Annotated in this window: 24 protein-coding genes; 4 read left to right on the forward strand and 20 right to left on the reverse strand. The window is 63.5% G+C overall.

All coding sequences use genetic code 11. The features are described from left to right. Positions 1 to 2: 2 nt before the first annotated feature. Both HMPREF2678_RS05685 and HMPREF2678_RS05690 read right to left on the reverse strand, forming a co-directional pair. Positions 3 to 1214, reverse strand: coding sequence for an MFS transporter (locus tag HMPREF2678_RS05685; RefSeq protein WP_070551324.1), 1212 nt, complete (start codon positions 1212 to 1214; stop codon positions 3 to 5). Then, positions 1214 to 2440 (reverse strand): glycoside hydrolase family 1 protein, encoded by a 1227-nt coding sequence (locus HMPREF2678_RS05690; RefSeq protein ID WP_070551326.1) that lies wholly within the window; start codon positions 2438 to 2440, stop codon positions 1214 to 1216. Before HMPREF2678_RS05690 ends, HMPREF2678_RS05685 begins: the two co-directional genes overlap by 1 nt. Positions 2441 to 2529: 89 nt before the next feature. Between HMPREF2678_RS05690 and HMPREF2678_RS05695 the strand changes: the two genes are divergently transcribed. Next, positions 2530 to 3789, forward strand: a complete 1260-nt coding sequence (locus tag HMPREF2678_RS05695; RefSeq protein WP_070551328.1) for an alpha/beta fold hydrolase — start codon at positions 2530 to 2532, stop codon at positions 3787 to 3789. Positions 3790 to 3812: 23 nt separating this feature from the next. Here HMPREF2678_RS05695 and HMPREF2678_RS10375 read toward each other — a convergent pair whose 3' ends face one another. The 3 genes from HMPREF2678_RS10375 to HMPREF2678_RS05705 are packed head-to-tail and all read right to left on the reverse strand — an operon-like array spanning position 3813 to position 5036. Beyond that, entirely contained in the window at positions 3813 to 3980 is a 168-nt protein-coding gene (locus tag HMPREF2678_RS10375; protein ID WP_168163089.1) for a hypothetical protein, read from the reverse strand. A 10-nt stretch (positions 3981 to 3990) separates the two neighbouring features. After that, a complete protein-coding gene (locus tag HMPREF2678_RS05700; RefSeq protein ID WP_070551330.1) occupies positions 3991 to 4674 on the reverse strand; it encodes a YceI family protein in 684 nt (227 codons plus the stop codon). Between the two features lie 20 nt (positions 4675 to 4694). Then, positions 4695 to 5036, reverse strand: a complete 342-nt coding sequence (locus HMPREF2678_RS05705) for a hypothetical protein (protein ID WP_043012093.1) — start codon at positions 5034 to 5036, stop codon at positions 4695 to 4697. A 70-nt stretch (positions 5037 to 5106) separates the two neighbouring features. Between HMPREF2678_RS05705 and HMPREF2678_RS05710 the strand changes: the two genes are divergently transcribed. Beyond that, entirely contained in the window at positions 5107 to 5481 is a 375-nt protein-coding gene (locus tag HMPREF2678_RS05710) for an RNA polymerase-binding protein RbpA (RefSeq protein WP_034967776.1), read from the forward strand. Here HMPREF2678_RS05710 and HMPREF2678_RS05715 read toward each other — a convergent pair. The 3 genes from HMPREF2678_RS05715 to HMPREF2678_RS05725 are packed head-to-tail and all read right to left on the reverse strand — an operon-like array spanning position 5472 to position 8117. Further along, entirely contained in the window at positions 5472 to 6263 is a 792-nt protein-coding gene (locus HMPREF2678_RS05715; protein ID WP_070551333.1) for a polyprenol monophosphomannose synthase, read from the reverse strand. The two genes, HMPREF2678_RS05710 and HMPREF2678_RS05715, sit on opposite strands and share 10 nt — an antisense overlap. Continuing rightward, complete coding sequence (lnt, locus tag HMPREF2678_RS05720) at positions 6256 to 7683, reverse strand: apolipoprotein N-acyltransferase (RefSeq protein WP_070551335.1); 1428 nt, start codon at positions 7681 to 7683, stop codon at positions 6256 to 6258. Before lnt ends, HMPREF2678_RS05715 begins: the two co-directional genes overlap by 8 nt. After that, the gene (locus HMPREF2678_RS05725) at positions 7680 to 8117 is read right to left on the reverse strand and encodes an FxsA family protein (RefSeq protein WP_070551337.1); all 438 of its coding nucleotides are present in this window, start codon (positions 8115 to 8117) and stop codon (positions 7680 to 7682) included. The genes lnt and HMPREF2678_RS05725 overlap by 4 nt, the downstream gene beginning before the upstream one ends. 150 nt (positions 8118 to 8267) lie before the next feature. Here HMPREF2678_RS05725 and HMPREF2678_RS05730 point away from each other — a divergent pair, with 150 nt between their 5' ends. Beyond that, complete coding sequence (locus HMPREF2678_RS05730; protein WP_034967787.1) at positions 8268 to 8525, forward strand: hypothetical protein; 258 nt, start codon at positions 8268 to 8270, stop codon at positions 8523 to 8525. Here HMPREF2678_RS05730 and HMPREF2678_RS05735 read toward each other — a convergent pair. Genes HMPREF2678_RS05735 through HMPREF2678_RS05785 form a run of 11 tightly spaced genes read right to left on the reverse strand, consistent with a single transcriptional unit; the run spans position 8522 to position 20616 of the window. Beyond that, complete coding sequence (locus tag HMPREF2678_RS05735; RefSeq protein WP_034974347.1) at positions 8522 to 9250, reverse strand: SDR family NAD(P)-dependent oxidoreductase; 729 nt, start codon at positions 9248 to 9250, stop codon at positions 8522 to 8524. The two genes, HMPREF2678_RS05730 and HMPREF2678_RS05735, sit on opposite strands and share 4 nt — an antisense overlap. Next, positions 9243 to 11915, reverse strand: coding sequence for a DEAD/DEAH box helicase (locus HMPREF2678_RS05740; RefSeq protein WP_070551339.1), 2673 nt, complete (start codon positions 11913 to 11915; stop codon positions 9243 to 9245). Before HMPREF2678_RS05740 ends, HMPREF2678_RS05735 begins: the two co-directional genes overlap by 8 nt. After that, the gene (gene tatC / locus HMPREF2678_RS05745) at positions 11902 to 12879 is read right to left on the reverse strand and encodes a twin-arginine translocase subunit TatC (RefSeq protein ID WP_034967798.1); all 978 of its coding nucleotides are present in this window, start codon (positions 12877 to 12879) and stop codon (positions 11902 to 11904) included. Before tatC ends, HMPREF2678_RS05740 begins: the two co-directional genes overlap by 14 nt. Further along, positions 12880 to 13140, reverse strand: a complete 261-nt coding sequence (tatA, locus tag HMPREF2678_RS05750) for a Sec-independent protein translocase subunit TatA (protein ID WP_034967801.1) — start codon at positions 13138 to 13140, stop codon at positions 12880 to 12882. Positions 13141 to 13178: 38 nt separating this feature from the next. Further along, positions 13179 to 14147 carry a helix-turn-helix transcriptional regulator gene (locus tag HMPREF2678_RS05755; RefSeq protein WP_043012097.1) on the reverse strand — a complete coding sequence of 323 codons (969 nt, stop codon included), beginning with the start codon at positions 14145 to 14147 and terminating at the stop codon, positions 13179 to 13181. Beyond that, positions 14144 to 15079 (reverse strand): helix-turn-helix transcriptional regulator, encoded by a 936-nt coding sequence (locus tag HMPREF2678_RS05760; RefSeq protein WP_070551345.1) that lies wholly within the window; start codon positions 15077 to 15079, stop codon positions 14144 to 14146. The genes HMPREF2678_RS05755 and HMPREF2678_RS05760 overlap by 4 nt, the downstream gene beginning before the upstream one ends. Beyond that, a complete protein-coding gene (pafA, locus tag HMPREF2678_RS05765) occupies positions 15076 to 16455 on the reverse strand; it encodes a Pup--protein ligase (protein WP_070551745.1) in 1380 nt (459 codons plus the stop codon). Before pafA ends, HMPREF2678_RS05760 begins: the two co-directional genes overlap by 4 nt. A 26-nt stretch (positions 16456 to 16481) precedes the next feature. Next, positions 16482 to 16676: a ubiquitin-like protein Pup gene (locus tag HMPREF2678_RS05770; protein ID WP_034967812.1), complete on the reverse strand. Its 195-nt coding sequence runs from the start codon at positions 16674 to 16676 to the stop codon at positions 16482 to 16484. A gap of 3 nt (positions 16677 to 16679) precedes the next feature. Further along, positions 16680 to 18203, reverse strand: a complete 1524-nt coding sequence (dop, locus tag HMPREF2678_RS05775) for a depupylase/deamidase Dop (protein ID WP_070551346.1) — start codon at positions 18201 to 18203, stop codon at positions 16680 to 16682. A gap of 12 nt (positions 18204 to 18215) precedes the next feature. Then, positions 18216 to 19769, reverse strand: a complete 1554-nt coding sequence (gene arc, locus HMPREF2678_RS05780) for a proteasome ATPase (protein ID WP_034981929.1) — start codon at positions 19767 to 19769, stop codon at positions 18216 to 18218. 13 nt (positions 19770 to 19782) lie between these two features. Beyond that, positions 19783 to 20616, reverse strand: a complete 834-nt coding sequence (locus HMPREF2678_RS05785) for a tRNA (adenine-N1)-methyltransferase (protein WP_070551348.1) — start codon at positions 20614 to 20616, stop codon at positions 19783 to 19785. Between the two features lie 54 nt (positions 20617 to 20670). Here HMPREF2678_RS05785 and HMPREF2678_RS05790 point away from each other — a divergent pair, with 54 nt between their 5' ends. Further along, positions 20671 to 21474, forward strand: a complete 804-nt coding sequence (locus tag HMPREF2678_RS05790; protein ID WP_070551351.1) for a RecB family exonuclease — start codon at positions 20671 to 20673, stop codon at positions 21472 to 21474. Here HMPREF2678_RS05790 and aspA read toward each other — a convergent pair. After that, positions 21444 to 23006, reverse strand: a complete 1563-nt coding sequence (aspA, locus tag HMPREF2678_RS05795) for an aspartate ammonia-lyase (RefSeq protein ID WP_080716115.1) — start codon at positions 23004 to 23006, stop codon at positions 21444 to 21446. The two genes, HMPREF2678_RS05790 and aspA, sit on opposite strands and share 31 nt — an antisense overlap. Positions 23007 to 23011: the final 5 nt, after the last annotated feature.

Genomic DNA, 23011 nt, shown 5'->3' on the forward strand with positions numbered 1-23011 from the left:
CACTACTTCGAAGAGGTGACGGGCAGCACCATCAGCGCGCCGACGATGCAGATGATGCTGCACATGAGGAACATGCCGGGGTAGTCAAAATGCCTCAGCGCGAGTGCGGCTAGGCCGCCACAGAACATGTTGCTGACCCCCTGGGTGAGCGACATCAGCGACACGTCGCGCGCGCGGTTCTTCTTGCTGGGCAACGACTCGTTGACCATGGCCTGATCCACGCTGCTGAAAACACCCCAACTGATACCCAACAGAATCGCCGCGGCACAAACCAACTCCATGCCGGTGGCGATCGTCATCATGCCCGTAGCCGCCGCCACCCCGAACGCCGACACGACAACCAGGATCTTCCGCCGGCCAATCCGATCCGACACATTGCCGCTGACAATCGCGGTGATGATGGTGAACACTGCATACAGCACGGTCAGCATCAGCACGCCTGCGTCTGGATCCGGCACGCCGATGTGATCCCGCAGGTAGTACAGCAAATAGAACAGGCTGGTGTAATTGGCCAGATGAATCACGAAGCGACTGGCGAAAACCAGCCAATAGTTGCGGTAGGACCCTTCGTCGCCGACCGTGACAGACAGCGAATTATGCGGGCGAACGTGCGAATCAACGTGGCCGCGCCCGACGGCGAATTGGAAGATGAATACAAGGGAAATGACGCCCACAGCCCAGTAGGCCTGCGTAATCGGCAAAGCTGTTGCGACAGCAGTCCCGCCGACAATTCCGAAGGTGTATGTGGCGCCGACAATGCCAGAGACGAGCCCAAACTTTTCCTGCGGCACGACGTCGGCGGTGACTGTCATGAGGTTGTTCGTCACAAACGCAACGAAGACCTGCACTAGGCACCACAATCCGGTGAGGACCCAGAAGCTGGGAGTGAAGGACATCAGAAACAAGCCGACCGTGACCAGGGGAGCGGCCAGCAACGCCCAGGGCAGTCGTTTGCCCCAGCGGTTCACCCAGAACCAACTGCGGTCGGCGGCATAACCGGTGATCAGGCTGGATACCACGGCGGTCGCGCCGCCGAGCATCATGAGTAGGGCGAGGGATTCCTCTTTGCTATCCGGGCGCAGTTCGATCATCTGCAGTCCCAGCAACAGCTGAGTCGGTCCGGCCCAGGCGATGACGGAGCCAAAGAAGGCTATGCCGAACTTCCAGAAGAACAGTTTCGGCTCGCGCTCGGCGGCGGTGAGGGTGTGCAGCATCAGTGGCCGTCCTCTCTGAATTGAGCGCTGATCTCCGGGGTAATGGCGCCTTCGCGGATCAGCGCCTGCAATAGGCGGGCGGCTGGCTTGATTTGCCGATCAACGTCGACTACGCCGAACTTCTGCGCCATGCCTTCGGACCATTCCCAGTTGTCCACGAAGCACCAGTGGTAGTAGCGCTCCACGGCAGGAACGCGGGAGAGTTCCGCCAGGTGGTCCAGGATGAATGCGCAGCGGAAACGCTCGTCCGCGTCGGCGGTGCCGTTCTCCGTGATCCACACCGGCAGTTGGTAGCGCTCCGCGAGCTCGGCGGAGACCTCAGCAATCCCCGGCGGGTAGATTTCCCAGCCGAGGTCATTGGTGGGGGTATTGGGGAAGGTGGCGTCAGAAAAACCGCGAACCGCAGTGCGCGAGTAGTAGTTAATGGCGACAGCATCGGCGAAGACCCCGCCGCTGGGGAGGTCGACGCCGGGGTGGCCGAAGAGTGGGTGGAAGCGGCCTTCGAAGAAGGCAGGCTCGATTGCCCCTTGGAAAAGCCATTCGACCAGGGGAGTTAATGCGCGGTGGATGGGGTTGCGCGGGTTCATGGGGGCGAAAACGCGGCGGTGGTGGGCGAAGGTCACGCGCGGATTGTCCAGGCGCGAGTGGATGCGCTGGTAGGCCAGCAGGTGCGCGGCTGCCATGTTCCGCAGGCACGGGCGGACCTTGGCGAGGCCACCGCGGCCGGGTGGGGTGGAGCCGAAGAGGTACGCTTCGGTGGCGAAGACGTTTGGCTCGTTGATGGTGATCCAGTCGGTGACCACGTCGCCCAGGTGGTCAAGCACGACGTCGACGTAGCGCAGGAAGATCTCGACGTTCGCTTCGCGAGTGAAGGCGCCGGTGGCTTCGAACCAGGCGGGATGGCCGAAATGGTGCAGAGTGACCAGCGGTTCAATGCCGCGTTCGCGCAGGTCGAGGAACTCTTCTCGATAGCGCTTTAGCGCGTCGTGGTCGTAGCGGCCGGGTTCGGGCTCTACGCGCGACCACTCCACGCCGACGCGGGCGATCTGCAGGCCGAGTTCGCTCATGAGTTGGTTGTCCTCGCGCCAGCGGCGCCAGTGGTCGGTGGTGGGGTGCGGGGTGGTGCCGTCTTTGGCGACCCACTCGCTCCAGTTGTTGGGGCGCGGCGATCCTTCGATCTGGAGGCCGGCCGATGCGGTGCCGATGCGGATGTTGCTGAGGTCCATGCACCTAACTTATTGACGCCCTTAGTTTCTGTTGGCAAAGTTTTTCATTTTTACCCCATTGGGGGTATTTGGTTTGTTAAAACAAAACAATGATCAAAAAGACAGCAGCGCTCGCATGCACAACAGCCATTGCATTTGCCGGTTTCATCTCGCCAGCCCAGGCGGCGGAGGTGACGAAGAGGGAGAAGGTCGCATACTCCAATGTATTCGGTGACCTGCACATGAGGATGCCGAAGACGGTGGACCGGATCGAATACACGACGACCACCTCGGATGGGAAGAAAACCCAGGTTAGCGGCTATATCGTGGAGCCAGTCGTGGAGTGGAAGGGTAAGGGGCCACGCCCAACGGTGGTGATCGGCCGTGGAACGGTCGGGCAGGGCGACCAGTGCGCGCCGAGTAAGAACTGGCCGCTGGATGGGCAGCCGGGTCCGATCAAGTCGAAGCGTTTGGTGAACCTGGAGGGTATCTACGACTGGGTGTTCGCCTCCAAGGGGGTGCGCGTGGTGGTGACGGACTACATCGGCATGGGAACGCCGGAAACGCACACGTACATGAACCGCGACGACCAGGCGCACGCGATGCTGGATGCAGCGCGCGCAGCGGGCGTGGGTGACGGTCCGGTGGCGTTCTACGGGCACTCGCAGGGCGGGGGCGCGTCGGCAGCGGCGGTCGAGGCGGCGGCTGAGTACGCTCCGGAGCTGAATGTGGTCGGCGCCTATGCATCCGCGCCGCCGGCGGACCTGGAGGCGGTGCAGCGCAACATTGATGGATCTGACCTGGTGGGCGCGATCGGCTTTACGATCAACGGGCTGTTGGAGCGTTATCCGCACCTGCAGCCGTTGCTGGACAAACATCTGAACGACAAGGGAAAGCAGGCGCTCAAGGACCTGTCGACGATGTGTACCAACGAGATTACGGACAAGTACGGCCACCAGAAGACTAGCGAGTGGACCAAGTCAGGCAAGTCGCTCGATGAGCTGTTGGATGACATGCCCGAGGCGCGGGAGGCTATGGAGCGTCAGCGCATTGGCACTAAACGTCCGGTGGCGCCGGTGATGGTGATATCTGGGCGTCATGACAAAAACGTCGAATACAACCAGGCGAAGGAACTAGCGCGTAAGTGGTGCGAAAAGGGCGCGCAGGTCGAATACCGCGACGACATCATGCCGCCGGTGGGTGAATACAATCACTTCATTCAGGCGGTGACGGGCGGCGCGTTCGGTATCGACTTCATTCTGAAGCGTTTCCGCGGCGAGCCGCTGGGGCGTACATGCGAGGGGCCGGTGGGGCAGGCGCAGGGCTCCGTGGAAGGTAGTGCGGCGCTGCCCAACGTGATGGGAATTTAAAGTGTCATAATGTATATTATCGGCTAATCCCTGGCCTGCCACAGCTGGTAACATGTGGCGGCCAGGAACAGCACACAGAACGCGGCGAAGAAATACGTCAGCCCCGTGCCCTTCCACAGCAGATAGCCGATAAAGAACAACAGCACGACGATGCGCATGATGCGCGAGTACTTGAGCATCTCCGGAGACATGCGACCGAGCCTACTTAACCTGCTCTAGCACCAGCAACAGATCGATGGTGCCTTCATCGGCAATCGTTGCGGCAACGAACTGCGGCGTGTGAATGTCGAAGTCGCCGCGCTTAAAAGGAATGTTGCCCTGCAGGATCACGTGCTCGCCGGTGCGCAAAACCTTCAGCTCGGTGGTCACCTTGTTCTTCTTGCCGTGCAGCTCCAGGTCGCCGGTGATGCTCACCGTGTCGGTCGTGCCATTGTCCGGCAGCTTGGACACGTCGGCGGGCTCCGTCAGCGTGAACGAGGCCTTCGGGAACTTATCGGTGTGCAGAATGCTGTTACGCACGTTGATGTCGCGCTTCTCCACGTCACTGCTGATGCTGGCAACATCCACCGTGACCTGGCCTTCTGTCAGCTTCTTGTTGACGACCTTGAGCTCGCCCTCAACCTCTTCGGTGCGGCCCGAGGTGGTCTTGGTGCCCGCCGGCAGCTTCTCGTCGAAGGTGTATCCGGCCTGTGAGGTGTTGTCTCCGGCGCCGCTCACCACCTGCCACGTGCCGTCTACGCCCACGCTGGCAGGCTCGCCACCTGCGGTTATGTCGGCCGTGCGGAGCCCGCGATCGTTGAAGAAATTCACAACCAGCGGCCCGAACGCCATCAGCACGCCAACGACCATGCCAATTACGGCGAGAGTGATGATTCCCTTACGCATGCTCTATAGCATAGCCCTTCCTACCTGCGACCCCGAAGTTGCTCGACGCGGGTGGCTAGCCCTTCTAGTTCGGACGCCAACTCCTCCACCACCTCGGCGGACTCCCCTTCCCGCGCCGCGGTGCACAGGTCTTCAGCGGCGCAGCGGAGCTCGAAGAGGTCATCGTGAAACTTCTGGGCAGCGCTGGCTGACAAGATGACGGAGTCGGCCGGGATGGACGTGCCCGCGAGTTGGGCACGCTGTTCATAGGCCCGTTGGCGGCACGACTGATTGCAAAACTTGCGGGGACGATTCGTCGGACCGGGTTCGACTACCCTGCCGCACCAGGCGCAGTGCTTGGGTCGGGACTGTGGTCGGGGCATGGAACAATTCTTCGTAGGGTTTCGTTGTTATGATGAGTTAGTTCAAACACTATGAGGAGTGATGATTCTTATGGCCGATCGCGTGCTGCGCGGAAGTCGCATGGGTGCCGTTTCTTATGAGACGGATCGCGATCACGATCTGGCTCCCCGCCAGATGGTGAAGTACCGTACCGAGGACGGGGAGATCTACGAGGTCCCGTTCGCCGACGATGCGGAGATTCCACAGGAGTGGATGTGCAAGAATGGCCAGCTAGGCACGCTTGTAGAAGGCGAAGGCCAGGAATCCAAGCCGGTGAAGCCCCCGCGCACTCACTGGGACATGCTGCGTGAGCGCCGCAGCCTGGAGGAGCTCGACGAGCTGCTCGAGGAGCGCATCGAGCTTCTTCGCAAGCGCCGTCGCACCGCGGTGAAGCTCATGAAGGAGCAGGAAGCCGCTCAGAAGTAGCGGCTAACGGTGCCGGCGCCGATACGCCAGGACTCCTGCGCCAGGTACTTCACCTGGTTAAAGCGGTGCGCCGCACCCCACTTCGTCACCTGAACCAGAGCCTCGGAGACGATGTTGCCGCTCATCTTCGAATCGCCGATCTCGCGCTCGGTGAAGGTGATCGGAACCTCGCGCACGTCGAAGCCGGCCTCGACAGCGCGCCACGCCAGATCCACCTGGAAGACATAGCCGGCGGAATCAACGGCGTCCAGGTCGATGCCCTCCAGAACATCGCGGCGGTAAGCGCGGTAGCCACCGGTGATATCGGACAGGCCAGCGCCCAGAGCCATGGAGGCGTACACGTTGCCGCCCCGGGAAAGCACCTGGCGGCTCAGCGGCCAGTTCACGGTCTTGCCGCCCTTGACATAGCGGGAGCCCAGCACCATCTCCGCGCCGGAATCGATGCGATCCAGCAGCAGGTACAGCTGCTCCGGAGCGTGAGAACCATCGGCATCCATCTCACACAGAATCTCGTAGTCGCGCTCCAGGCCCCAGTGGAAGCCTGCGATGTAAGCGCCACCCAGACCCCCCTTGCCGCCGCGGTGCATCACGTGGATCTTCGGGTTCTCAGCGGCCATCTCGTCGGCCAGCTCACCGGTGCCGTCCGGGCTGGAATCATCGACAACGAGCACGTCCACACGATCGGGCTCGGCCTTCAGCAGCCGACCGATGATCAGGGGAAGGTTCTCCCTTTCGTTGTAGGTCGGGATGATGACCAGCGTTTTATCGCTCAGCTTATTCATGAAAAGCTTTCTTACCTTTCCTAAAAGTGAAAATCACAGACAGCAGACCCAGGATAGCTAGGATCCTTTCCACCCATGGGCCGACGAGAGCTGACAGGGGCATTGTATCGTTTAGAGGCAACTCGGCCTCGAGGGCGTCAGAAGTAAAGATATCGCTGCGCTGCTGAACCTTCCCATCCGGCGAGACAATCGCCGAGACACCCGAGGTAGCGGCAACCACCACCGCACGATCGTACTCCTGTGCGCGCATTCGCGACATTGCAAGCTGCTGGTAGGTCATATCCGTGAACCCGAAGGTCGCGTTATTCGTCGGGCTCGTCAGGATCTGCGCGCCACTCTGTACAGCCATGCGGAAAGCCCCGTCGAAGCTGACCTCGTAGCAAGTAGCCACGCCAACGGGGATGCCGTTCATGTGCACCACGCCATTATCGTCGCCGGGCTGGAAGCTACCGGCGCGGTCGACGTACTCGCTGAAGTTGCGCAGGAAACTGCGGAAGGGCATGTATTCGCCGAAGGGCTGGAGGAAGCGCTTGACGTGGCTCTCCCCCGGCCCGTTGCCGTCCCACACCACCATCGTGTTGTGCTGCGGGCTGACGGTACCGACCAGGATCGGGGCGCCGATGGAACTCTGCGCACGCTCGATTTCCTGGCGGGCGGCGCGGTCGGTGAAAGGATTGACGTCCGCGGAATTTTCCGGCCAGATGACGATGTCCGGGTGCGAGTCCAGCTTCTCGGTGCGGCGCACGTGATTATCCAGCACAGCGCGGCGCTGAGCGTTGAAGTCCAAGCCCAGGCGCGGCACATTGCCCTGCACGGCGACGACATCGACGCTGCGCTCTGCGCTGGTTCCGGGAATCAGCAGCACATAGGCGCCCACCACGGCCACTACCCCGGCCAGGGTGAATGCCGGCATCCGTTGCTTGCGGACAGTCAAGGCCAACAGCACGCCGAACAGCACCACGGCGAAAGTGACCACCGCCGGGCCGCCGAGGCGGATAAGCCAACTCAGCGGGCCGCTGGCCTGGCCCCATGCGATGCGTCCCCACGGAAAACCCCCGAAGGGGAAGGAAGAACGCAGCCACTCGACCGCGACGAACCAGGCTGGGATGCCGAGGATCTGGGCTGGGAGGGGGCGTCGTACTAAATGCTTCAGACCCCAGCCGAACAGCAGGCTATACAGGGACTGGACAAGAGCGAGGGCGATCCACGCAGCCGCGCCGACGAACTCCCCCACCCAGGGCAGCAACAGGGCATAGATCGTGGCTCCCTGCGCCCATGCCATTAGCATCGCGCGCCGGTGGTCGACGAAGTAGAACAGCAGCGCAAACCCCAGCGGCGCTGCCCACCACAGACCAGTCGGCTCGAAGGAAGCGAAGATCATCACGCCGCTGAATACAGCGACGAGGAGCCTGAGGATCATTCGTTTTCGCCCGCACGGTGGTCGATGACGTCGCCCCACCCATTCGAATCCTGGATCCGGTTAACTCGCGAATACGTCGTGACGCCGAAGCTTTCCAGTGAACGGCGCGCCGCCTGGCCGAGCATCTTGCGGATCACGGTGCGCGTCGGGGGAATCAGGAAAAGCAGGCCCAGGAAGCTCGAGACGATACCGGGAACGGCGACGCCCACCGCGCCAACCATGGAGAGCGCCATATCGGCCGACAGCTTCCCCGGTTGGTCGTTGTGCTGCAGAGCGCGGACGGTGAGCTCACGCATCTGCCATGTGGCAACAGCAATGCCCAGGACAAACAGGCCTAGGAGCAGCAGCAATGCCCAGAGCCAGCCGATCCACTGGCCAAGCAGGATGAAGGCGATGACCTCCACTACGAGGTATACGGCGGGGGGAAATTGCATAAGACTTGGAAGCTCCTATAGTCTCTGTCTGAAAATTTGTTATGAAATCGCGATCTTCGTAACGGAATCGTGCTTACATAACGATAACGAAGGTGTGGGAAGAATCGTTCCTGCGCAACTCGAAAAACGATACTTTTAGGGAGAACCTCGATGCGTCTACGTCGCTCTATCATCGCCGCTGTACTGGCCCCCACCATGGCTCTGGCCACCGTCACTCCGGCGGTTGCGGAAACGACTACTCAGGGTTCCAGCACTACCACCGAGGGCTCCAGCACCAAGGAATCCGATGAGTGGTGGGAAAACCTGAACCCCTTCGCCAAGGTAGCTATCGGTATCGCCGCTGCCACCGGCATCTCCGTCGCCTTCGGCGTGCTGCGGACGATCTTCTACAACATCTTCCACGTCTAGCGTGGCGCACGCCGCCACAGCCAGCGCGGAACCACCTGCATGGCGGCGGCAAGTAGCTTAAGGGAGCGCGGGATCCACACGGATTCCGCGCTGTCGTCGTTTATGGCGCGGACCGTGGCCTCGGCGACCACGTCCGGCGTGGTGGACAACGGCGCCGGATCCATGCCGCGGGTCATGCGGCCAATGACAAACCCCGGGCGCACGATCACCAGGCGCACGCCGGTGCCCTGCAAAGCGTCCTGCATGCCCTGGCAGAAGCCATCCAGGCCGGCCTTCGCGGAACCATACACATAGTTCGGGCGGCGCACGCGGGCACCGGCGATGGAGGAATAGGCCACCAGCACTCCCCTGCCGCGGGACTTCATCACCTGGGACAGCTCCGTCAGCAGGACCGCCTGGGCGGTGAAGTCCGTGTGCAGGATGCGGTAGACCTCGGCAGAATCGCGCTCCGCGAGTTCCTGGTCGCCCAGCACGCCGAACATCGCCAGTGCGACGTCCAGCGGGCCGGTGGCCTCGATCTCCGCGATGAGGTCGGCGTGGGAATCCACGTCGGTGGCGTCAAAAAAGAAGGAATCGACCTGCGTGGCGCCGAGGCGGGTCAGCTCCTCGGCGAGGTCCGTCGTGCGTCGGCCCGCGAGCACCAGATGATTGCCAGGGGCGAGGCGACGGGCGATCTCGCCGCCGATCTCGCTGGTCGCGCCGAAGATTGCGATTTTCTTAGCCATCGAGGGCTACAACTCCTCGTCTCATAGCGGCGACCGCCTTGCGGGAGGCCGCCTTCACTTCATTGGAATAACCGGTCAGCTTGATCTGATCCAGCAGGTCGATCACGCGGCGGCACCAACGCACGAAATCGCCGGGGGTCAGGGTGGCGCCGCTTGCCTCGGCCGCGCGCAGGCAGTATTCCAGCGGGGCACCGGCGGTCCACTGGTGCACTGCGGTGGCGAAGCCCAGCTCCGGTTCGCGCGTGACGGTGAGGTTGTGGCGCTGCTCGTCGGTGGAAAGCTCCTGGTAGATGCGCCAGGTCTGGCTGATGGCGGTGGCCAGGGGCTCGGTCGGCACGCCATCGTCCTTGGCACCGGAATCGCGACGGTTCTCGAAGACACAAGTGCTGGCCACGGCCGCGAGCTCCGCCGGATCCAGGTCGTCCCAGATTCCGCGGCGCAGGCACTGGGCGACCAGCAGGTCGGATTCGTGGTGGATTCTGGACAGGCGCTCGCCCTCCAGGGGGATGCGGGCGGTGTTGTCGCCGAGCTCCACATAGTCCAGCTCCGCCAGCAGCGCGAGGATACGGTTGAACTGGGCGGACAGGGAATCGGATTCCTGCGGATGTTCCTTCTGTTCGAACTCCAGGCGGCGGCCGGCCTTGAGGTACTGCTCGGCGGCGCGGCACAGTTCCTCGCGGCCCTCCCAGGCGTGAACCGGGTGGGCGTGGACCTGCTCGCGCAGCTCCAGTGCGTGCAGGGAACGGCGGCGCGCCCGGGGCTTGAGCTTCTTTGGCTTATCCAGCTGCAGGCGCCGCAGGTTGGCGGCCACTCCCCTGGCCTGGCGCTTCGGGTTGCGCGCCACGCCCTTGTGCAGGCGCATGTGGCCGATGTGTACCGGGGTGTTGCCGAACATGTCGGGGTTCACGCGCTCCACCCAGCCGTCATCGGTGATGATCGTCGGGCGGCCGCGGTGGTCGGAGCGGACGATGACAGCCGTCGTGGGATTCTTGCCGGTGGGCAGGGCGATCACGTCGCCGGCCTGCAGAGACTGCAACAGTGAGGTGGTCTCCGTCGCCGCCTCGTCGACGACCATGCGTTTGGCACGGCGCTCCTCCTGTGACAATTCGCGGCGCAGCTGGCCGTACTCGGTGACCAGCTGGAAGTCCTCGTTCAGGCTGTTTGACGGGCGGCGCACGCTGCGGATCGCGGCCTTGAGCTGCTTTTCCTGCTGGGCAAGTTCGCGGCGGCGCTTCTCTATCTGCTCGGCGCTCTCCACCACCGCGCCATTGGTCTGATACTGGGCAAAGGAGCGCAGCAGCAGGCGGTGTGCCTCATCCAGCCCCATCGTGCCGATGAGGTTCACGGCCATGTTGTACCCCGGACGGAAGGTGGAATCTAGGGGGTAGGTTCTTGTCGACGCCAGGTCGGCGACTCCATAAGGATCCAGCCCATGGCTCCACAACACCACCGCGTTGCCCTTCGTGTCGATGCCGCGGCGGCCCGCGCGACCCGTGAGCTGGGTGTATTGGCCGGGGGTTAGGTCGGCGTGGGTCTCGCCGTTGAACTTCACCAGCTTCTCCAGCACCACCGAGCGGGCGGGCATGTTGATGCCCAGCGCCAGGGTCTCCGTGGCGAAGCAGACCTTCAGAAGGCCGCGGGCGAAGAGGTCCTCCACGATGTGGCGGAAGGCCGGCAGCATGCCGGCGTGGTGGGCGGCGAAGCCGCGGGAGACTGCGCGGCGCCACTGGCGGAAGCCGAGGACGTTCAGGTCATCCTCCGTCAGGTCGGCCACTCCTGCGTCGATGGTGCGCAGGATCTCCTCCTTCTCCGCTGGGGATGAGTAGTCCACGCGATCGACCAGGAGGGCGCGAACGGCGGCGTCACAACCAACCCGCGAAAAGATAAAGTAAATCGCAGGCAACATGCCGGCGGTGGCCATGTGCTGGATCACGTCCACGCGCTTCGGGCCGCGCCGCTTGCCGGTTTCCTCGGCCTTAGCGGCGGCTGCGACGACCTTGCGGTTGATAGCGCCGAGATGCTGCTCCGAGCCTTCGAATAGGGGCAGAATCTGGCGGCCGACCATCATAAACTGCGTCAGCGGCACGGGGCGCTTCTCGGTGACGATGATCTCGGTATCGCCGCGGACGGCGGAAAGCCAGCCGCCGAATTCCTCGACGTTGGAGACGGTGGCGGACAGGGACACGAGGATCACGCGCGGGTCGAGGTTGAGGATGGCCTCCTCCCAGACTGGGCCGCGGGAGCGATCGGCCAGGAAGTGCACCTCATCCATGACGACGTGCGTGAGGGTCTCCAGCCGCTCGGAATCGGCGTAGATCATGTTGCGCAGGACCTCGGTGGTCATCACAACGATGGGTGCGTCGCCGTTGATGGTGATGTCGCCGGTGAGCAGACCGACGTTGGCCTCGCCGTAGCGCTCCACCAGGTCGTGGAACTTCTGGTTGCTCAAGGCCTTGATCGGCGTGGTGTAAAAGCAGGTGCCGTCGCCGTGGAAGGCGGCGAAGACGGCGAACTCGCCGACGATCGTTTTGCCTGCGCCCGTAGGGGCGGCCACCAGGACCCCCTGCCCCCTGTCGATGGCTTCGGCCGCCTGGACCTGGAAATCGTCCAGAGGGAAGTCGTACTGGGCGCAGAAGCGCTCTACCTGGGGGCTAAAGGATGTCATCGAAATCGCTGTGAGTGAAGTCTTGAGCCTTGGGGTCTTGACGTTTCGGCGTGGCTATCGGGCGAGCCGCGCTAGTGGACTGCGGGGCGGGCGTGGCGGTGGCAGGCTGGATGGGCTGCGGTGCGGCGATGTCGGAACTGTCATCGTCGTCGAGTTCCAGCCAGTCCTCCTGGTTGTTCTTGCGGCGCTTGTCGTTGAGGCGGGCGATCTGCGTGGCGATCTCCATCATCGCGCACAGGGAGGTCGCCAGGATGACCATAGAGATCGGATCCTGACCCGGCGTGACGAACGCGGCGAAGAGGAACAGGAAGGCCCAGATGAAGCGGCGCTTTTCCTTTAGCTGCTGGTAACTCACCACGTGCGCCAGATTCAGCAGCACGGTGATCAGCGGCACCTCGAAGCTCACGCCGAAAATCAGCAGCAGCGCCATGGCGAAGCTGAAGTACTTCTCGCCGTTCAGCGCGGCGATTTGCGCCTCGTCACCGATCGTCAGCAGGAACTCCAGGCCGAAGGCCAGCACGAAGTAAGCCAGCACCGCACCAACGGCGAACAGCACGCCGGCGGAAATGCCCACGCCGAGGGTCCAGCGCTTCTCATTCTTGTGCAGACCCGGGGTGATATAAGCCCAGATCTGACCCAGCCAGATGGGAGAGGAAAACACCATGCCGGCCAGCGCACCGACCTTCAGGCGCAGCATAAACATCTCGAACGGGCTGGTCGCCAGCAGGCGACACTCCCCCGCCTCAGAGCCGAAACGCGCCTCGGGCGGCAGGTTGCAATACGGTCCGCGCAGTACCTCGCCCAGCGAAGCGATCGGGCCGACCTCGACGTTGTACCAGATGTAGCCGATGATCGTGCCGATGAAAATGGCAACCAGGGAAATGAATACGCGCTTGCGCAGCTCATTGATGTGCTCGACGATGGTCATCGAACCATCGGCGGGCTTCTTTAGCTTCTTAGCCACTTACTCGTTCGGCTGCTGCTCGGTCTTCGGCTGGGCCTGCGGCTGGGCTAGGTTCTGTGCCTGCTGCTGCTCGGCGGTCGGAGCCTTCTTCTCGGCCAGCTCCTTCTTGTCGCCATCGGTCTTCATCTCGTCCATCTCGGATTTGAAGATGCGCATGGAACGGCCCAGGGAACGTGCCGCGTTGGGCAGGCGGGTCGCTCCGAACAGCAGGAAGATGACCAGAGCGATGATAATTAGTTCAGGAACGCCAAGGTTCGGCATTGTTTTCCACGAGCTTTCTGTTGTTGGAATCGGTCTTTCTATCCTAGCCCGTGAGCCTCGTATGCTTCGAGGCCGCGCCGCGCTAGGGCTTTTAAGTTCTCGGACAATGGTAGCGGTTCAAGCACGCGAATTCCGTGCGAAAACCCGAGTAAAAACCTAAGAAGCCACGGGCCGGTTTCGGGCACGTCGACGACCAGGCGCGACTCGTCCTCCACCACCCACATCGGGAAGTACTCCAGCATCCACCGCAGTGATTCGTCGAGCTCTATGCGAGCCCACCGGTCGCTACCCGCAAAGCCGAAGGGATCCTGCGGGTCGATCTCGGGTACGTCGAGCGGGCTGGCTGTGCCTTCTTCTCCCAGGTCAAGCCCCTCGATGCGGGACAGTGCAAAGGTTTTTCTAGTGACGCCACCTTCCCGCGCCCACAGGTAATACTCCCCGTCGACCAGGCCCACGTGGTCGGGGTCTACGGTGCGGGGGCTGAACGTGTCGCTGGAGACGGATTGGTAGTTGAAGCTGACTTGACGGCGCGTGCGGATCGCCTCAGCCAGGCTGTGGCGCAGATCCAGGAAGGACGCCTCCGAGGGGGCCAACTCGGGGGTAAAAGTTTCGGTATGGGCGCGTCGCGCGCGCAGGAGGGTCTGGATCTTCTCGCTGGCCGTGTCGATCGTCTGCTGCGTCTCCGCTGGCGCCGTGGAGCGCAACGCCTCCAGGTTCAGCAACAGTACACCGGCCTCCATCGGCGTGAGCGCCACTGGGCGATCCAACCCGGCGGAGAACTCCACGGTGGCGCGCATGCGGTCGACCGTGACCTCCACCAGGGATCCCGGGAAATAGCCGGGAAGGCCGCACATGCTGACCTGACCGAGCTCGCGGGTGATCTGCGCGGTCGACAGGTTAAGGGCGCGCCCAGCCTCCATCAGGCTGCTGTCCGGGTGATTGCGGAACCAGGCGACCACCGACAGTGTGCGCTGGAACTGCTCGGCGTTGGAACGAAGGGGCGTCATTTAACAGCCTCCTTGAGAACGGCAACAACATCGGCGACGAGATCCGGTGGCGAGGTAACGATGACGTGGGGTGCATAGGCGGCCGCGGTGCGGACAAACCACGTGCGCTCCACGGGGCCGATTTGGCCGTTGTCATCGGTGAGGCGGCGCAGCTCCCAGGCGCCGTCATCCGGGAACTCCACGGTCGCCATGACCATCTGGCGGCTGTGCTCCAACCCCTGGGCGATGAGCTGCTGCGGGGTGCCTTCCGGGCGGGGGTGCTGGGAAAACTCCGGGAGGGCTACGACGGAATCGATGCGCGCCAGTCGGAAGGTGCGCTGGGCCGCGCGGTCGGGGTCGAAGCCCGTGACATAGGTCAGGCCGTCCTGGGCGCCGAACGCCCACGGCTCCAGGCGGCGCTCCTGGGGCGTATCGACCAGCGAGGGATAGTAGTTGAAGCTCAAGACCAGGCCGTTATCGAGGGCGCGGAAGATAGCGTCGAACGAATCGCCATCCAGGTCAGTGTGATCCGGGATGGAGGGAATGGCAACCTCGCCGGTGGAGATGCGGTGCTGCATCCCGGCGGCGGCCAGCTTGGCATACGCGGACTGGGCGGCGTGATGCATGCCGCTGGACTGGGCCCAGTGGCTGGCGGCTGCGATGACGGCAGCCTCGGCATCGGTGAACTCGATGTCGGGAAGGAAAGTCTGGGCGGGGTCGAGGCTCAGTTCGTCCGTGCCGCCGATATGCACGCCCAACGCGGCGAGGTCCCGGCGGTCGCGGCTGAGCTGGCGGCGGGCGGAATCGTCGTTGTCGTGCTGATAGCCATCAACATTGGCCAGCACCCATTCGACGGAGCGCGGACCGTCGGAGTTGAGAAGTGCGATCACCAAGTTAAACAGCCGGGTGGCGCCGGGCATCCAGTGGGTTTCGACGGGGCGATTTCGGTTCATCGGGCTTCCAGGGAGGAGATAATGCGGTCGACATCCTCGTTGGAGTTGGCGAAAGGATCGGCCAGCAGAGCCTCTGCCCCATTCTCGCCGTTGACCTTCACCCGCATCCAATCCACAGTGTAGGAGAGCTCGGGATGCGCACGCACCGCGGAGATGAAGCGGCCGCGCACCGCCGCGCGGGTGGTCGGCGGGGCGTGACGGACGGCCTCCTCGATGACCTCCGGCGCCAGCAGAGTCTTGGCCAGCCCGCGCCGGGCCAGCACATTGAACAGACCACGTTCCGGGTGGATGTCGTGATACATCAGGTCGATCTGCGCCAAACGCGGATCGATGGGATCCAGGCCGCGGGCGGCGGCCATGCGATCCAAGAGGGACTTCTTGATCACCCAGTCGATCTCCGTGGAGACCGGAGCGAAGTCGCCCGTGTCGAAGCAATCCAACACGCGGCCCCACAGATCCACCACGGGGGCTAACTCCGCGTTGGAGGTGCCTTGCTCCGTGTCTTCACGCGAGGCGAGGTAGGCGCAGGCGGCGTCATAAAAAGCGCGCTGCACCTCCAACGGCGTGGCAGTCGACCCGCTGCGCAGAGCGATGTCCACCTGGCCGGTGAAGTCGCGGGAGATTTCGCGGATAGAGCGAATCTCGTTGGCCATCTCGAAGTCGGGCAGGGAAACGCCGGCCTCGATCATCTCCAGCACCAGTAGAGTGGAGCCGACCTTGAGGGCCGTGGTGACCTCCGACATGTTCGAATCGCCCACGATGACGTGCAGGCGGCGGTACAGGGAGGAATCGGCGTGCGGCTCGTCGCGGGTGTTGATGATGGGGCGCGAACGGGTCGTGGCGCTGGACACACCCTCCCAGACGTGGTCGGCGCGCTGGCTCATGGTGTAGCCCGGGCTGAAGTTCTCGTTCGGCGCGCCGGGGTACGGGATGGCGAGCTTGCCCGCGCCGCAGATCAGCTGGCGGGTGACCAAGAAAGGCAGCAGCTGCTTGCTGAGCCCTTTGAGGGGAATATCGCGGCTGACCAGGTAGTTTTCGTGGCAACCATAGGAATTGCCGAGGGAGTCCGTGTTGTTCTTGAGCAGGTAGACCTTGCCGCCGACGGCTTTCTCGGCGCGGTCGGCCAGGTCGTGGAACATCAGGTCGCCGGAGCGATCATAGGCGATCAGCTGGTGCAGGCTATCGCATTCCGCGGTGGCGAACTCCGGGTGGGCGCCGACGTCCAAGTAGAGGCGCGAGGCGTTCTCGGTGTAGATGTTCGAACTGCGGTGCTCCTCCACGACGGGGGCGAAGAGCTTGCGGGCGATCTCGTCGGGTCCCAGGCGACGGGAGGAATCCTGCATGTTGGCGATGCCATACTCCGTCTCCAGGCCCATGATGCGGCGGCGGATAGCTGGGGAGGTCACTGCCCGCCCTTTTGCACGTAGGAGCGGACGAACTCCTCGGCGTTGTTTTCTAACAGCCCGTCAATCTCGTCCAGCAGATCGTCGGTGCCGGTGACGTTCAGCTGCTGGGTGCCGGCGCCGGTCGTCTGATCCAGCGGTTGGTCGTCGTCGCGCCGACCGCCGCCGGCGCTGATCTGTCCGCCCTGAGTCATTGGTTAATCTTCCTTTCTGCCAATCCCGGAGACCTTGTCCGGGTGGATGTCCTTCAAGCCTGCCACGAGCTCGGCAATGGTGGGCCGAGACCCCGATTCCAACAGCGCGCGCAGCTCCAGCTGGTTGAACGCGCGGGGGTCGTCCATGGTGATCCGCACGGCACCGTCGGGGGTATCGACGATCACGTTATCCCAGTTCGCCGAGAGGATGTCGGCGGAGTAGTTCGCCACCAGGTGCCCGCGCAGCCAGGCGCGCGTGGCCCGTGGTGGGGCGTCCACCGCTGCCGCTACCTCCGCCGGGTCGACCAAGGTGCGCATCCGGCCCTTGTTCACCAGAGCGTGATACAGCCCGCGGCGCGGGTCGATGTCCGAGTACTGCAGATCCACCAACGCCAGGCGCGGGTCGGTCCATTCCAGCCCGCGGGCGCGGTAGGCGTTGATCAGCTGCAGCTTGGCCGTCCAGTCCAGCCGATCGGCGGTGGACAGCGGGTCGGCTTCCAGGTCGTCCAAGATCTCGCCCCAGAGCTCGTAGACCTCCAGGTCGTCGCCGCGCAGATCGAGGATCTCCCAGACCCTCTTGCGGATCTCCCGCTGCGTTTCGATCGCCGTGCGCTCGACCTGACCGTAGAAGCGCAGGCGGTAGGTGCAGTCCAGGTCGCGGGAGACGCGCTGGACGTCCGCTACCGGTTCCAGCAGGCGCAGGTCGCCGTAGTAGGCGCCCGCGGCGACAGCCGCCAGCACCAGCGAGGTGGTGCCGAACTTTAGGTAGTTGGAGAACTCGCTGAGGTTTGCATCGCCGATGATGACGTGCAGGCGGCGCCACCTATCGGCCTCGGCGTGGGGTTCGTCGCGGGTGTTGATGATGCCGCGGTTCAGGGTGGTCTCCAGCGAGATATCGGTCTCGATGTAGTCGGCGCGCTGGGCAATCTGGAATCCTGGTTGCTCGCCTGCTGGACCCAACCCGATGCGGCCAGCGCCGCAGAAAACCTGGCGGGTGACGAAGTGCGGAATTAGGGCGGCCTGCACGTCCTCAACGTTCAAGTCCCGGGGGTACAGGTAGTTCTCGTGCGCGCCGTAGCTGGCGCCCTTGCCGTCGACGTTGTTCTTGTAGATCTTCAGCTCCGGCTCGGCGGCCTCGGCTGCGCGGTGCATGATGATGTCCCCCGCCCGATCCCACACCACCGCATCGTGGGCGGTCGTGGTCTCCGGTGCGGAGTACTCCGGGTGCGCGTGGTCGACGTAGAAACGCGCACCGTTGGCCGTGATGACGTTCGCCGCGCCGAGGGCGTTCGGATCCAGTACCGGTGCGCTCCCCCGGCGATAGCGGCGCAGGTCGAAGCCGCGGATGTCGCGCAGGGGGGATTCGTTTTCATAGTCCCACCGGGTGCGACGATTGACTCCCTGGCCGCTGTGCTCTGCGTAGGCAATGACAGCCTGGGTGGAGGTGAGGATCGGGCTGGCAGCCGGGTCGTTCACCGCGACGATGCCGTATTCCGTCTCCGAGCCAATGATGTGCGGGCCAAACAAGATTCTTCCCTCCTAGACCTTGTGCACGTCGATGTCCACGACGCGCTTCGTGCCATGGCCGTAGATGCGCGCCCACTCCGCGGGATTGGTGGTATCCGGCAGGTCCTCGGAATCCGCCACCTCGGCAAGCACCGCCGCGGAGACGTGATCCGGGCGCAGGCCGTCTGTACCGTTTGCGCCGTTGTGCAGCGCATCCTTGATGGCCAAGGTCTTCGCCCGATCCACGATGTTCGCCAGCATCGCGCCGGAAACGAAGTCCGCCCAGTACAGGTCCTCGTGGCTGCCGTCGGCATAGTGGAGCGTGACGTAACGGTGCGCCTCGTCCCGGGCAAAGAGCTCGTCGACAATGCTCTGCCGCAGGGCCGCCGCTGCTGCGTCGCTGGAACCGGCGGTGGCGGAAAAGTCGGCGTCAATAGGAAGAGAAGCAACGAGGTGCTTCGACAAGATGGCCTCCGCACCGGCCGCGTCGGGTCGGGCAATGCGGATTTTAACGTCGAGGCGACCGGGGCGCAGGATGGCCGGGTCGATGAGCTCCTCGCGGTTCGAGGCACCGATGATAATGACGTTGCCTGCGGCCTCCACACCGTCGAGCTCGGCGAGCAGCTGCGGGACGACCGTCGACTCCATGTCGGAGCTGACGCCCGTGCCACGGGTGCGGAACAGCGCCTCCATCTCGTCGAAGAAGACGATGACAGGGCGGCCCGAGCTGGCCACGCGGCGGGCCTGCTCGAAGATCGCGCGGATCTGGCGCTCGGTCTCGCCCACGAACTTGTTCAGCAGCTCGGGGCCCTTGATGTTGAGGAAGTACGGGGAATCCGACTGCGCCAGGGAGTTCGCCACAGCCTTCGCGATGAGGGTCTTGCCGTTGCCGGGCGGGCCGTAGAGCAGCACGCCCTTCGGCGGACGTAGGCCATAGCGTGTGTAGATCTCGGGGTGCAGGAAGGGCAGCTCGACCGCGTCGCGGATCTGGGTGATCTGCTGGCCAAGGCCACCGATGTCGTCGTAGGTGACGTCCGGGACTTCCTCCAGGATGAGGTTGTTCGTTTCCGCGCGGGGTACGGCCTCGAAAGCCCATCCGGACTTGCGGTCCACAATGACGGAATCGCCGGTGACCACGTTGCCGACCAGGTCCGCGGCGGCCTTGACCACGTACTCCTCGCCCACCTTGTCGGCGATGATCAATCGATCCCCGGTGACCTCCACAACCTGCGCGATGTCGCCGAAGTCCGGCTGGCCGGTGACCTCCACGACCTGCTGCCCCTCCCCCAGGCGCACCATCGCGCCGGGGACGAGTTCGTGCTGCGGAACATGTGGAGAAACCATCAGGCGCATCCGGCGGCCGGCCGTAAATACCTCCGCGGTGAAATCCCGGTTGGCCTGCAGCAACGTGCCGTAGGTGCTGGGCGGTTCCGCGAGCGCTTCCAGACGACCGTTGATCTCCTCCAGCTTCGCGCGGCTGGCCTGCAGCAGCTCCACGAGCTTCGCGTTGCGCGCGCCGAGTTGCCGGTTTGCGATCTGCAACTCGCGTAGGGTCTTCGGTCCTTCCGCTGCTGTGTTCTCGGTCATACTGACCAGTCTACTAACGGCGTGCGCGGCGTTGCGGTCGAGGTGCGGTGACGCCATCAGCCAGCCTGCGCGCCAGGATCAGAAATGCCGTGTGCGCATTCATCCGGTGTTCGGGGCGGGTGGCCAGGCCGTCGACCTTCCACTCGCGAACGAGGGATTCCCACGCCTTGGGTTCGGTGAAGCAACCGGTTTCGCGGATGCCTTCCATGACCTTCATCAGTTGCGGCACGGTGGCGACGTAGGTCATGAACACGCCACCCGGGATCAGCACGTCCTTGACGGTATCCAGCATCTCCCAGGGCTCCAGCATGTCCAGCAGCACGCGGTCGACTTCCCCGACGTCCTCCTTGGTGACGGCCTTCAGGTCGCCGAGGCGCAGGTCCCAGTTGTCGGGGTGACCGCCGAAGTAGTCCTCCACGTTGTCCTTGGCGTAGACCAGGTGATCTTCGCGGATTTCATAGCTGATGACCTTGCCGGTCGGGCCGACGGCGCGCAGCAGCCAGGTGCTCATTGCGCCGGAGCCGGCGCCGGCTTCCAGCACGGTGGCGCCGGGGAAGATATCGCCTTCCACGAGGATTTGGGCGGCATCCTTCGGGTAGATGACCGCAGCGCCGCGGGGCATGGACAACACGTGGTCGACCAGCAGGTGGCGGAAGCACAGGTATTCGCCCGCGCCGGAGGACTTCACCACGGTGCCTTCGTGCTGGCCGATGATGTCGTCGTGGCGGATCTCGCCCTTGTGGGTAAAGAAGCTCTCGCCCTTGGCCAGGGTGATGGTGAAGTGCCTGCGCTTGGCGTCTGTGAGCTGCACGCGGTCGCCTTCGGTGAAACGGCCGGAATATGCCATGTGGTCTTCCTTCCTGCTTTAAGGGATCTGCACCACTTTACTAGGCTGGGCGGGGTGAGTAAGAAACTAGCCCTGTCTCCTTCCCGCGCCAACGACTACAAGCAGTGCCCGCTGCTGTACCGCTTTCGGGCCATCGACAAATTGGAGGAGCCGAAGACGGTCGCACAGGTCAAAGGCACGCTGGTACATGCGGTGCTGGAGAACCTACACAAGCTACCGCGCGGGCAGCGCACCTACCCGGCGGCGGTGAAGATGATCCGCCCGGAGTGGGAAAAGATGCTGGCTACGGAAGCGGAGCTGGCTGAGCTGGTGCCGGAGGAATCTACCCTGGCGTTCTGGGAGGAGGCCCGGGAGCTGGTGAAGGGCTACTTCCAGATGGAAAATCCGGAGGGTTTTGACGCCCACGAGTGCGAACAATTCGTGAATCTAACGCTGCCCAATGATGTGCCGGTGCGGGGATTCATCGACCGAGTGGACATAGCGGAGACCGGGCAGGTGCGCGTGGTGGACTATAAGACGGGAAAGAAACCCGCCCCTCGCTTCGCCGACTCGGCCCGTTTCCAGATGATGTTCTACGCCCTGGTGTGGTGGCGCATGACCGGCGAGCTGCCGACCCAGCTGCGGTTGATGTACTTGAAGGTCAGCGACGATATGGTGCTGAGCCCAACCGCTGCCGAGCTGGTCGCCTTCGAGCGGGAGCTCGGCGAGCTATGGGGGCGCATTCAGGCGGATGTGCGCAGCGGAAACTTCCAGCCGCGCACGACGAAGCTATGCGGATGGTGCCACTTCCAGGATCTGTGCCCTGCCTTCGGTGGCACCCCGCCGGATTATCCCTGGGAGGTTTCCTCTTCGCTGTAGTCGGTGTACAGCTTGCCCTGGAACTTCGGGTTCAACAGGTTCTCGGGGCTGAGGACCTCGTCGAGGGTCTTCTCGTCCAACAGGCCCTTTTCCAGCACGAGCTCGCGGACGGATCGGCCGGTGCGGGCGGCCTCCTTACCCACCAGGTCACCGTTGTGGTGACCGATCAGCGGGTTGAGGTAGGTGATGATGCCAATGGAATCCTCCACATACTTGCGGCACACATCGGCGTTGGCAGTGATGTCCACGACGCACAGGGTGCGCAGTGTGGTGCAGGCACGAGCCAGGAAGCGGACGGATTCGAACACACACTGGGCGATGACCGGCTCCATGACGTTGAGCTGCAGCTGGCCGGCCTCCGCCGCCATGGAGACCGTCTGGTCGTTGCCGAAGACCTTAAAGCAGATCTGGTTGACGACCTCGGGGATCACGGGGTTGACCTTGGCAGGCATGATCGACGAACCCGCCTGGCGCTCCGGCAGGTTGATCTCGTTCAGACCCGCGCGCGGACCAGAGGACAGCAGGCGCAGGTCGTTACAGATCTTCGACAGCTTCATTGCCACACGCTTCACCGCCGCGTGAGCGTTGACGTACGCGCCGGTATCGCTGGTGGCCTCGATGAGGTCGCGGGCCGGTTCGATCTTCAATCCACTGACATCGCTGAGGGCGCGGATGACCGCGTTCTGGTAGCCGGGAGGCGTGTTCACTCCCGTACCGATGGCGGTGGCGCCCAGGTTCATTTCGCGCAGCTGTGCCTGGGAACGTTCGAGCTGCAGGCGCTCCTCGGCGATGTTGTAGCCGAAGGCGCGGAACTCCTGGCCCAGGGACATCGGAACCGCGTCCTGTAGTTGGGTGCGGCCCATCTTTAGGATGTTGCGGAACTCCTGGCCCTTGGCCAGGAAGGCGCGCTCCAGCGCGTCGAGGTGCTTGATTAGCTGGTCGATCGCGAAGTGCAGACCCAGGCGGAAGCCCGTGGGGTATGCGTCGTTGGTGGACTGGGACATGTTGACGTCATCGTTGGGGTTGATGATGTCGTAGGAGCCCTTCGGGTGGCCCAGGTACTCCAGTGCGAGGTTGGCGATCACCTCGTTGGTGTTCATGTTCACACTGGTGCCCGCACCACCCTGGAACACGTCGATCGGGAACTGATCCATGCACCGGTGCTCTTCCAGCACCTGGTCGCAGGCCCAGATGATCGCTTCTGCCTTTTCATCCGGCAGCGCGAAGATCTCGTTGTTGGCGATGGCGGTGGCCTTCTTGACCATTACCATTCCGCGGATGAACTCCGGGATCTGGTTGATGGTCGTGCGCGAGACCTGGAAGTTATCCACGGCGCGGAGGGTGTGGACGCCATAGTAGGCATGGTCCGGAACCTCCATCGTGCCCAACAGGTCTTCCTCGGTGCGGAAGCTTTTCGCGGCGCGCGCCAGCTGGGAGTGTGTTTCAGCTGACGTGATGATGTCGGTCGAGTTGACGACCTTATCGCCATAAACTTCTGCCGCTGCTGCTGAGGGAATGGGTTGATCAGTCACAAAAC

Origin of the sequence: Corynebacterium sp. HMSC058E07 (assembly GCF_001809885.1) — a bacterium.
In the GTDB taxonomy this organism is placed as follows: Bacteria; Actinomycetota; Actinomycetes; order Mycobacteriales; family Mycobacteriaceae; genus Corynebacterium; species Corynebacterium macclintockiae.

Excerpts from the sequence above, each read along its gene's own strand:
- HMPREF2678_RS05740 (WP_070551339.1), bottom strand. The coding sequence starts at position 11,915 with ATGACATCCTTTAGCCCCCAGGTAGAGCGCTTCTGCGCCCAGTACGAC.
- HMPREF2678_RS05700 (WP_070551330.1), bottom strand. The coding sequence starts at position 4,674 with ATGCGTAAGGGAATCATCACTCTCGCCGTAATTGGCATGGTCGTTGGC.
- HMPREF2678_RS05715 (WP_070551333.1), bottom strand. The coding sequence starts at position 6,263 with ATGAATAAGCTGAGCGATAAAACGCTGGTCATCATCCCGACCTACAAC.
- pafA (WP_070551745.1), bottom strand. The coding sequence starts at position 16,455 with ATGGGCCTGGAGACGGAGTATGGCATCGCCAACATGCAGGATTCCTCC.
- HMPREF2678_RS05695 (WP_070551328.1), top strand. The coding sequence starts at position 2,530 with ATGATCAAAAAGACAGCAGCGCTCGCATGCACAACAGCCATTGCATTT.
- tatA (WP_034967801.1), bottom strand. The coding sequence starts at position 13,140 with ATGCCGAACCTTGGCGTTCCTGAACTAATTATCATCGCTCTGGTCATC.
- HMPREF2678_RS05725 (WP_070551337.1), bottom strand. The coding sequence starts at position 8,117 with ATGCAATTTCCCCCCGCCGTATACCTCGTAGTGGAGGTCATCGCCTTC.
- arc (WP_034981929.1), bottom strand. The coding sequence starts at position 19,769 with ATGACCGAGAACACAGCAGCGGAAGGACCGAAGACCCTACGCGAGTTG.
- lnt (WP_070551335.1), bottom strand. The coding sequence starts at position 7,683 with ATGATCCTCAGGCTCCTCGTCGCTGTATTCAGCGGCGTGATGATCTTC.
- HMPREF2678_RS05730 (WP_034967787.1), top strand. The coding sequence starts at position 8,268 with ATGCGTCTACGTCGCTCTATCATCGCCGCTGTACTGGCCCCCACCATG.
- HMPREF2678_RS05705 (WP_043012093.1), bottom strand. The coding sequence starts at position 5,036 with ATGCCCCGACCACAGTCCCGACCCAAGCACTGCGCCTGGTGCGGCAGG.
- HMPREF2678_RS05770 (WP_034967812.1), bottom strand. The coding sequence starts at position 16,676 with ATGACTCAGGGCGGACAGATCAGCGCCGGCGGCGGTCGGCGCGACGAC.
- HMPREF2678_RS10375 (WP_168163089.1), bottom strand. The coding sequence starts at position 3,980 with ATGTCTCCGGAGATGCTCAAGTACTCGCGCATCATGCGCATCGTCGTG.
- HMPREF2678_RS05690 (WP_070551326.1), bottom strand. The coding sequence starts at position 2,440 with ATGGACCTCAGCAACATCCGCATCGGCACCGCATCGGCCGGCCTCCAG.
- HMPREF2678_RS05685 (WP_070551324.1), bottom strand. The coding sequence starts at position 1,214 with ATGCTGCACACCCTCACCGCCGCCGAGCGCGAGCCGAAACTGTTCTTC.
- HMPREF2678_RS05755 (WP_043012097.1), bottom strand. The coding sequence starts at position 14,147 with ATGACGCCCCTTCGTTCCAACGCCGAGCAGTTCCAGCGCACACTGTCG.
- HMPREF2678_RS05785 (WP_070551348.1), bottom strand. The coding sequence starts at position 20,616 with ATGGCATATTCCGGCCGTTTCACCGAAGGCGACCGCGTGCAGCTCACA.
- HMPREF2678_RS05735 (WP_034974347.1), bottom strand. The coding sequence starts at position 9,250 with ATGGCTAAGAAAATCGCAATCTTCGGCGCGACCAGCGAGATCGGCGGC.
- HMPREF2678_RS05760 (WP_070551345.1), bottom strand. The coding sequence starts at position 15,079 with ATGAACCGAAATCGCCCCGTCGAAACCCACTGGATGCCCGGCGCCACC.
- HMPREF2678_RS05710 (WP_034967776.1), top strand. The coding sequence starts at position 5,107 with ATGGCCGATCGCGTGCTGCGCGGAAGTCGCATGGGTGCCGTTTCTTAT.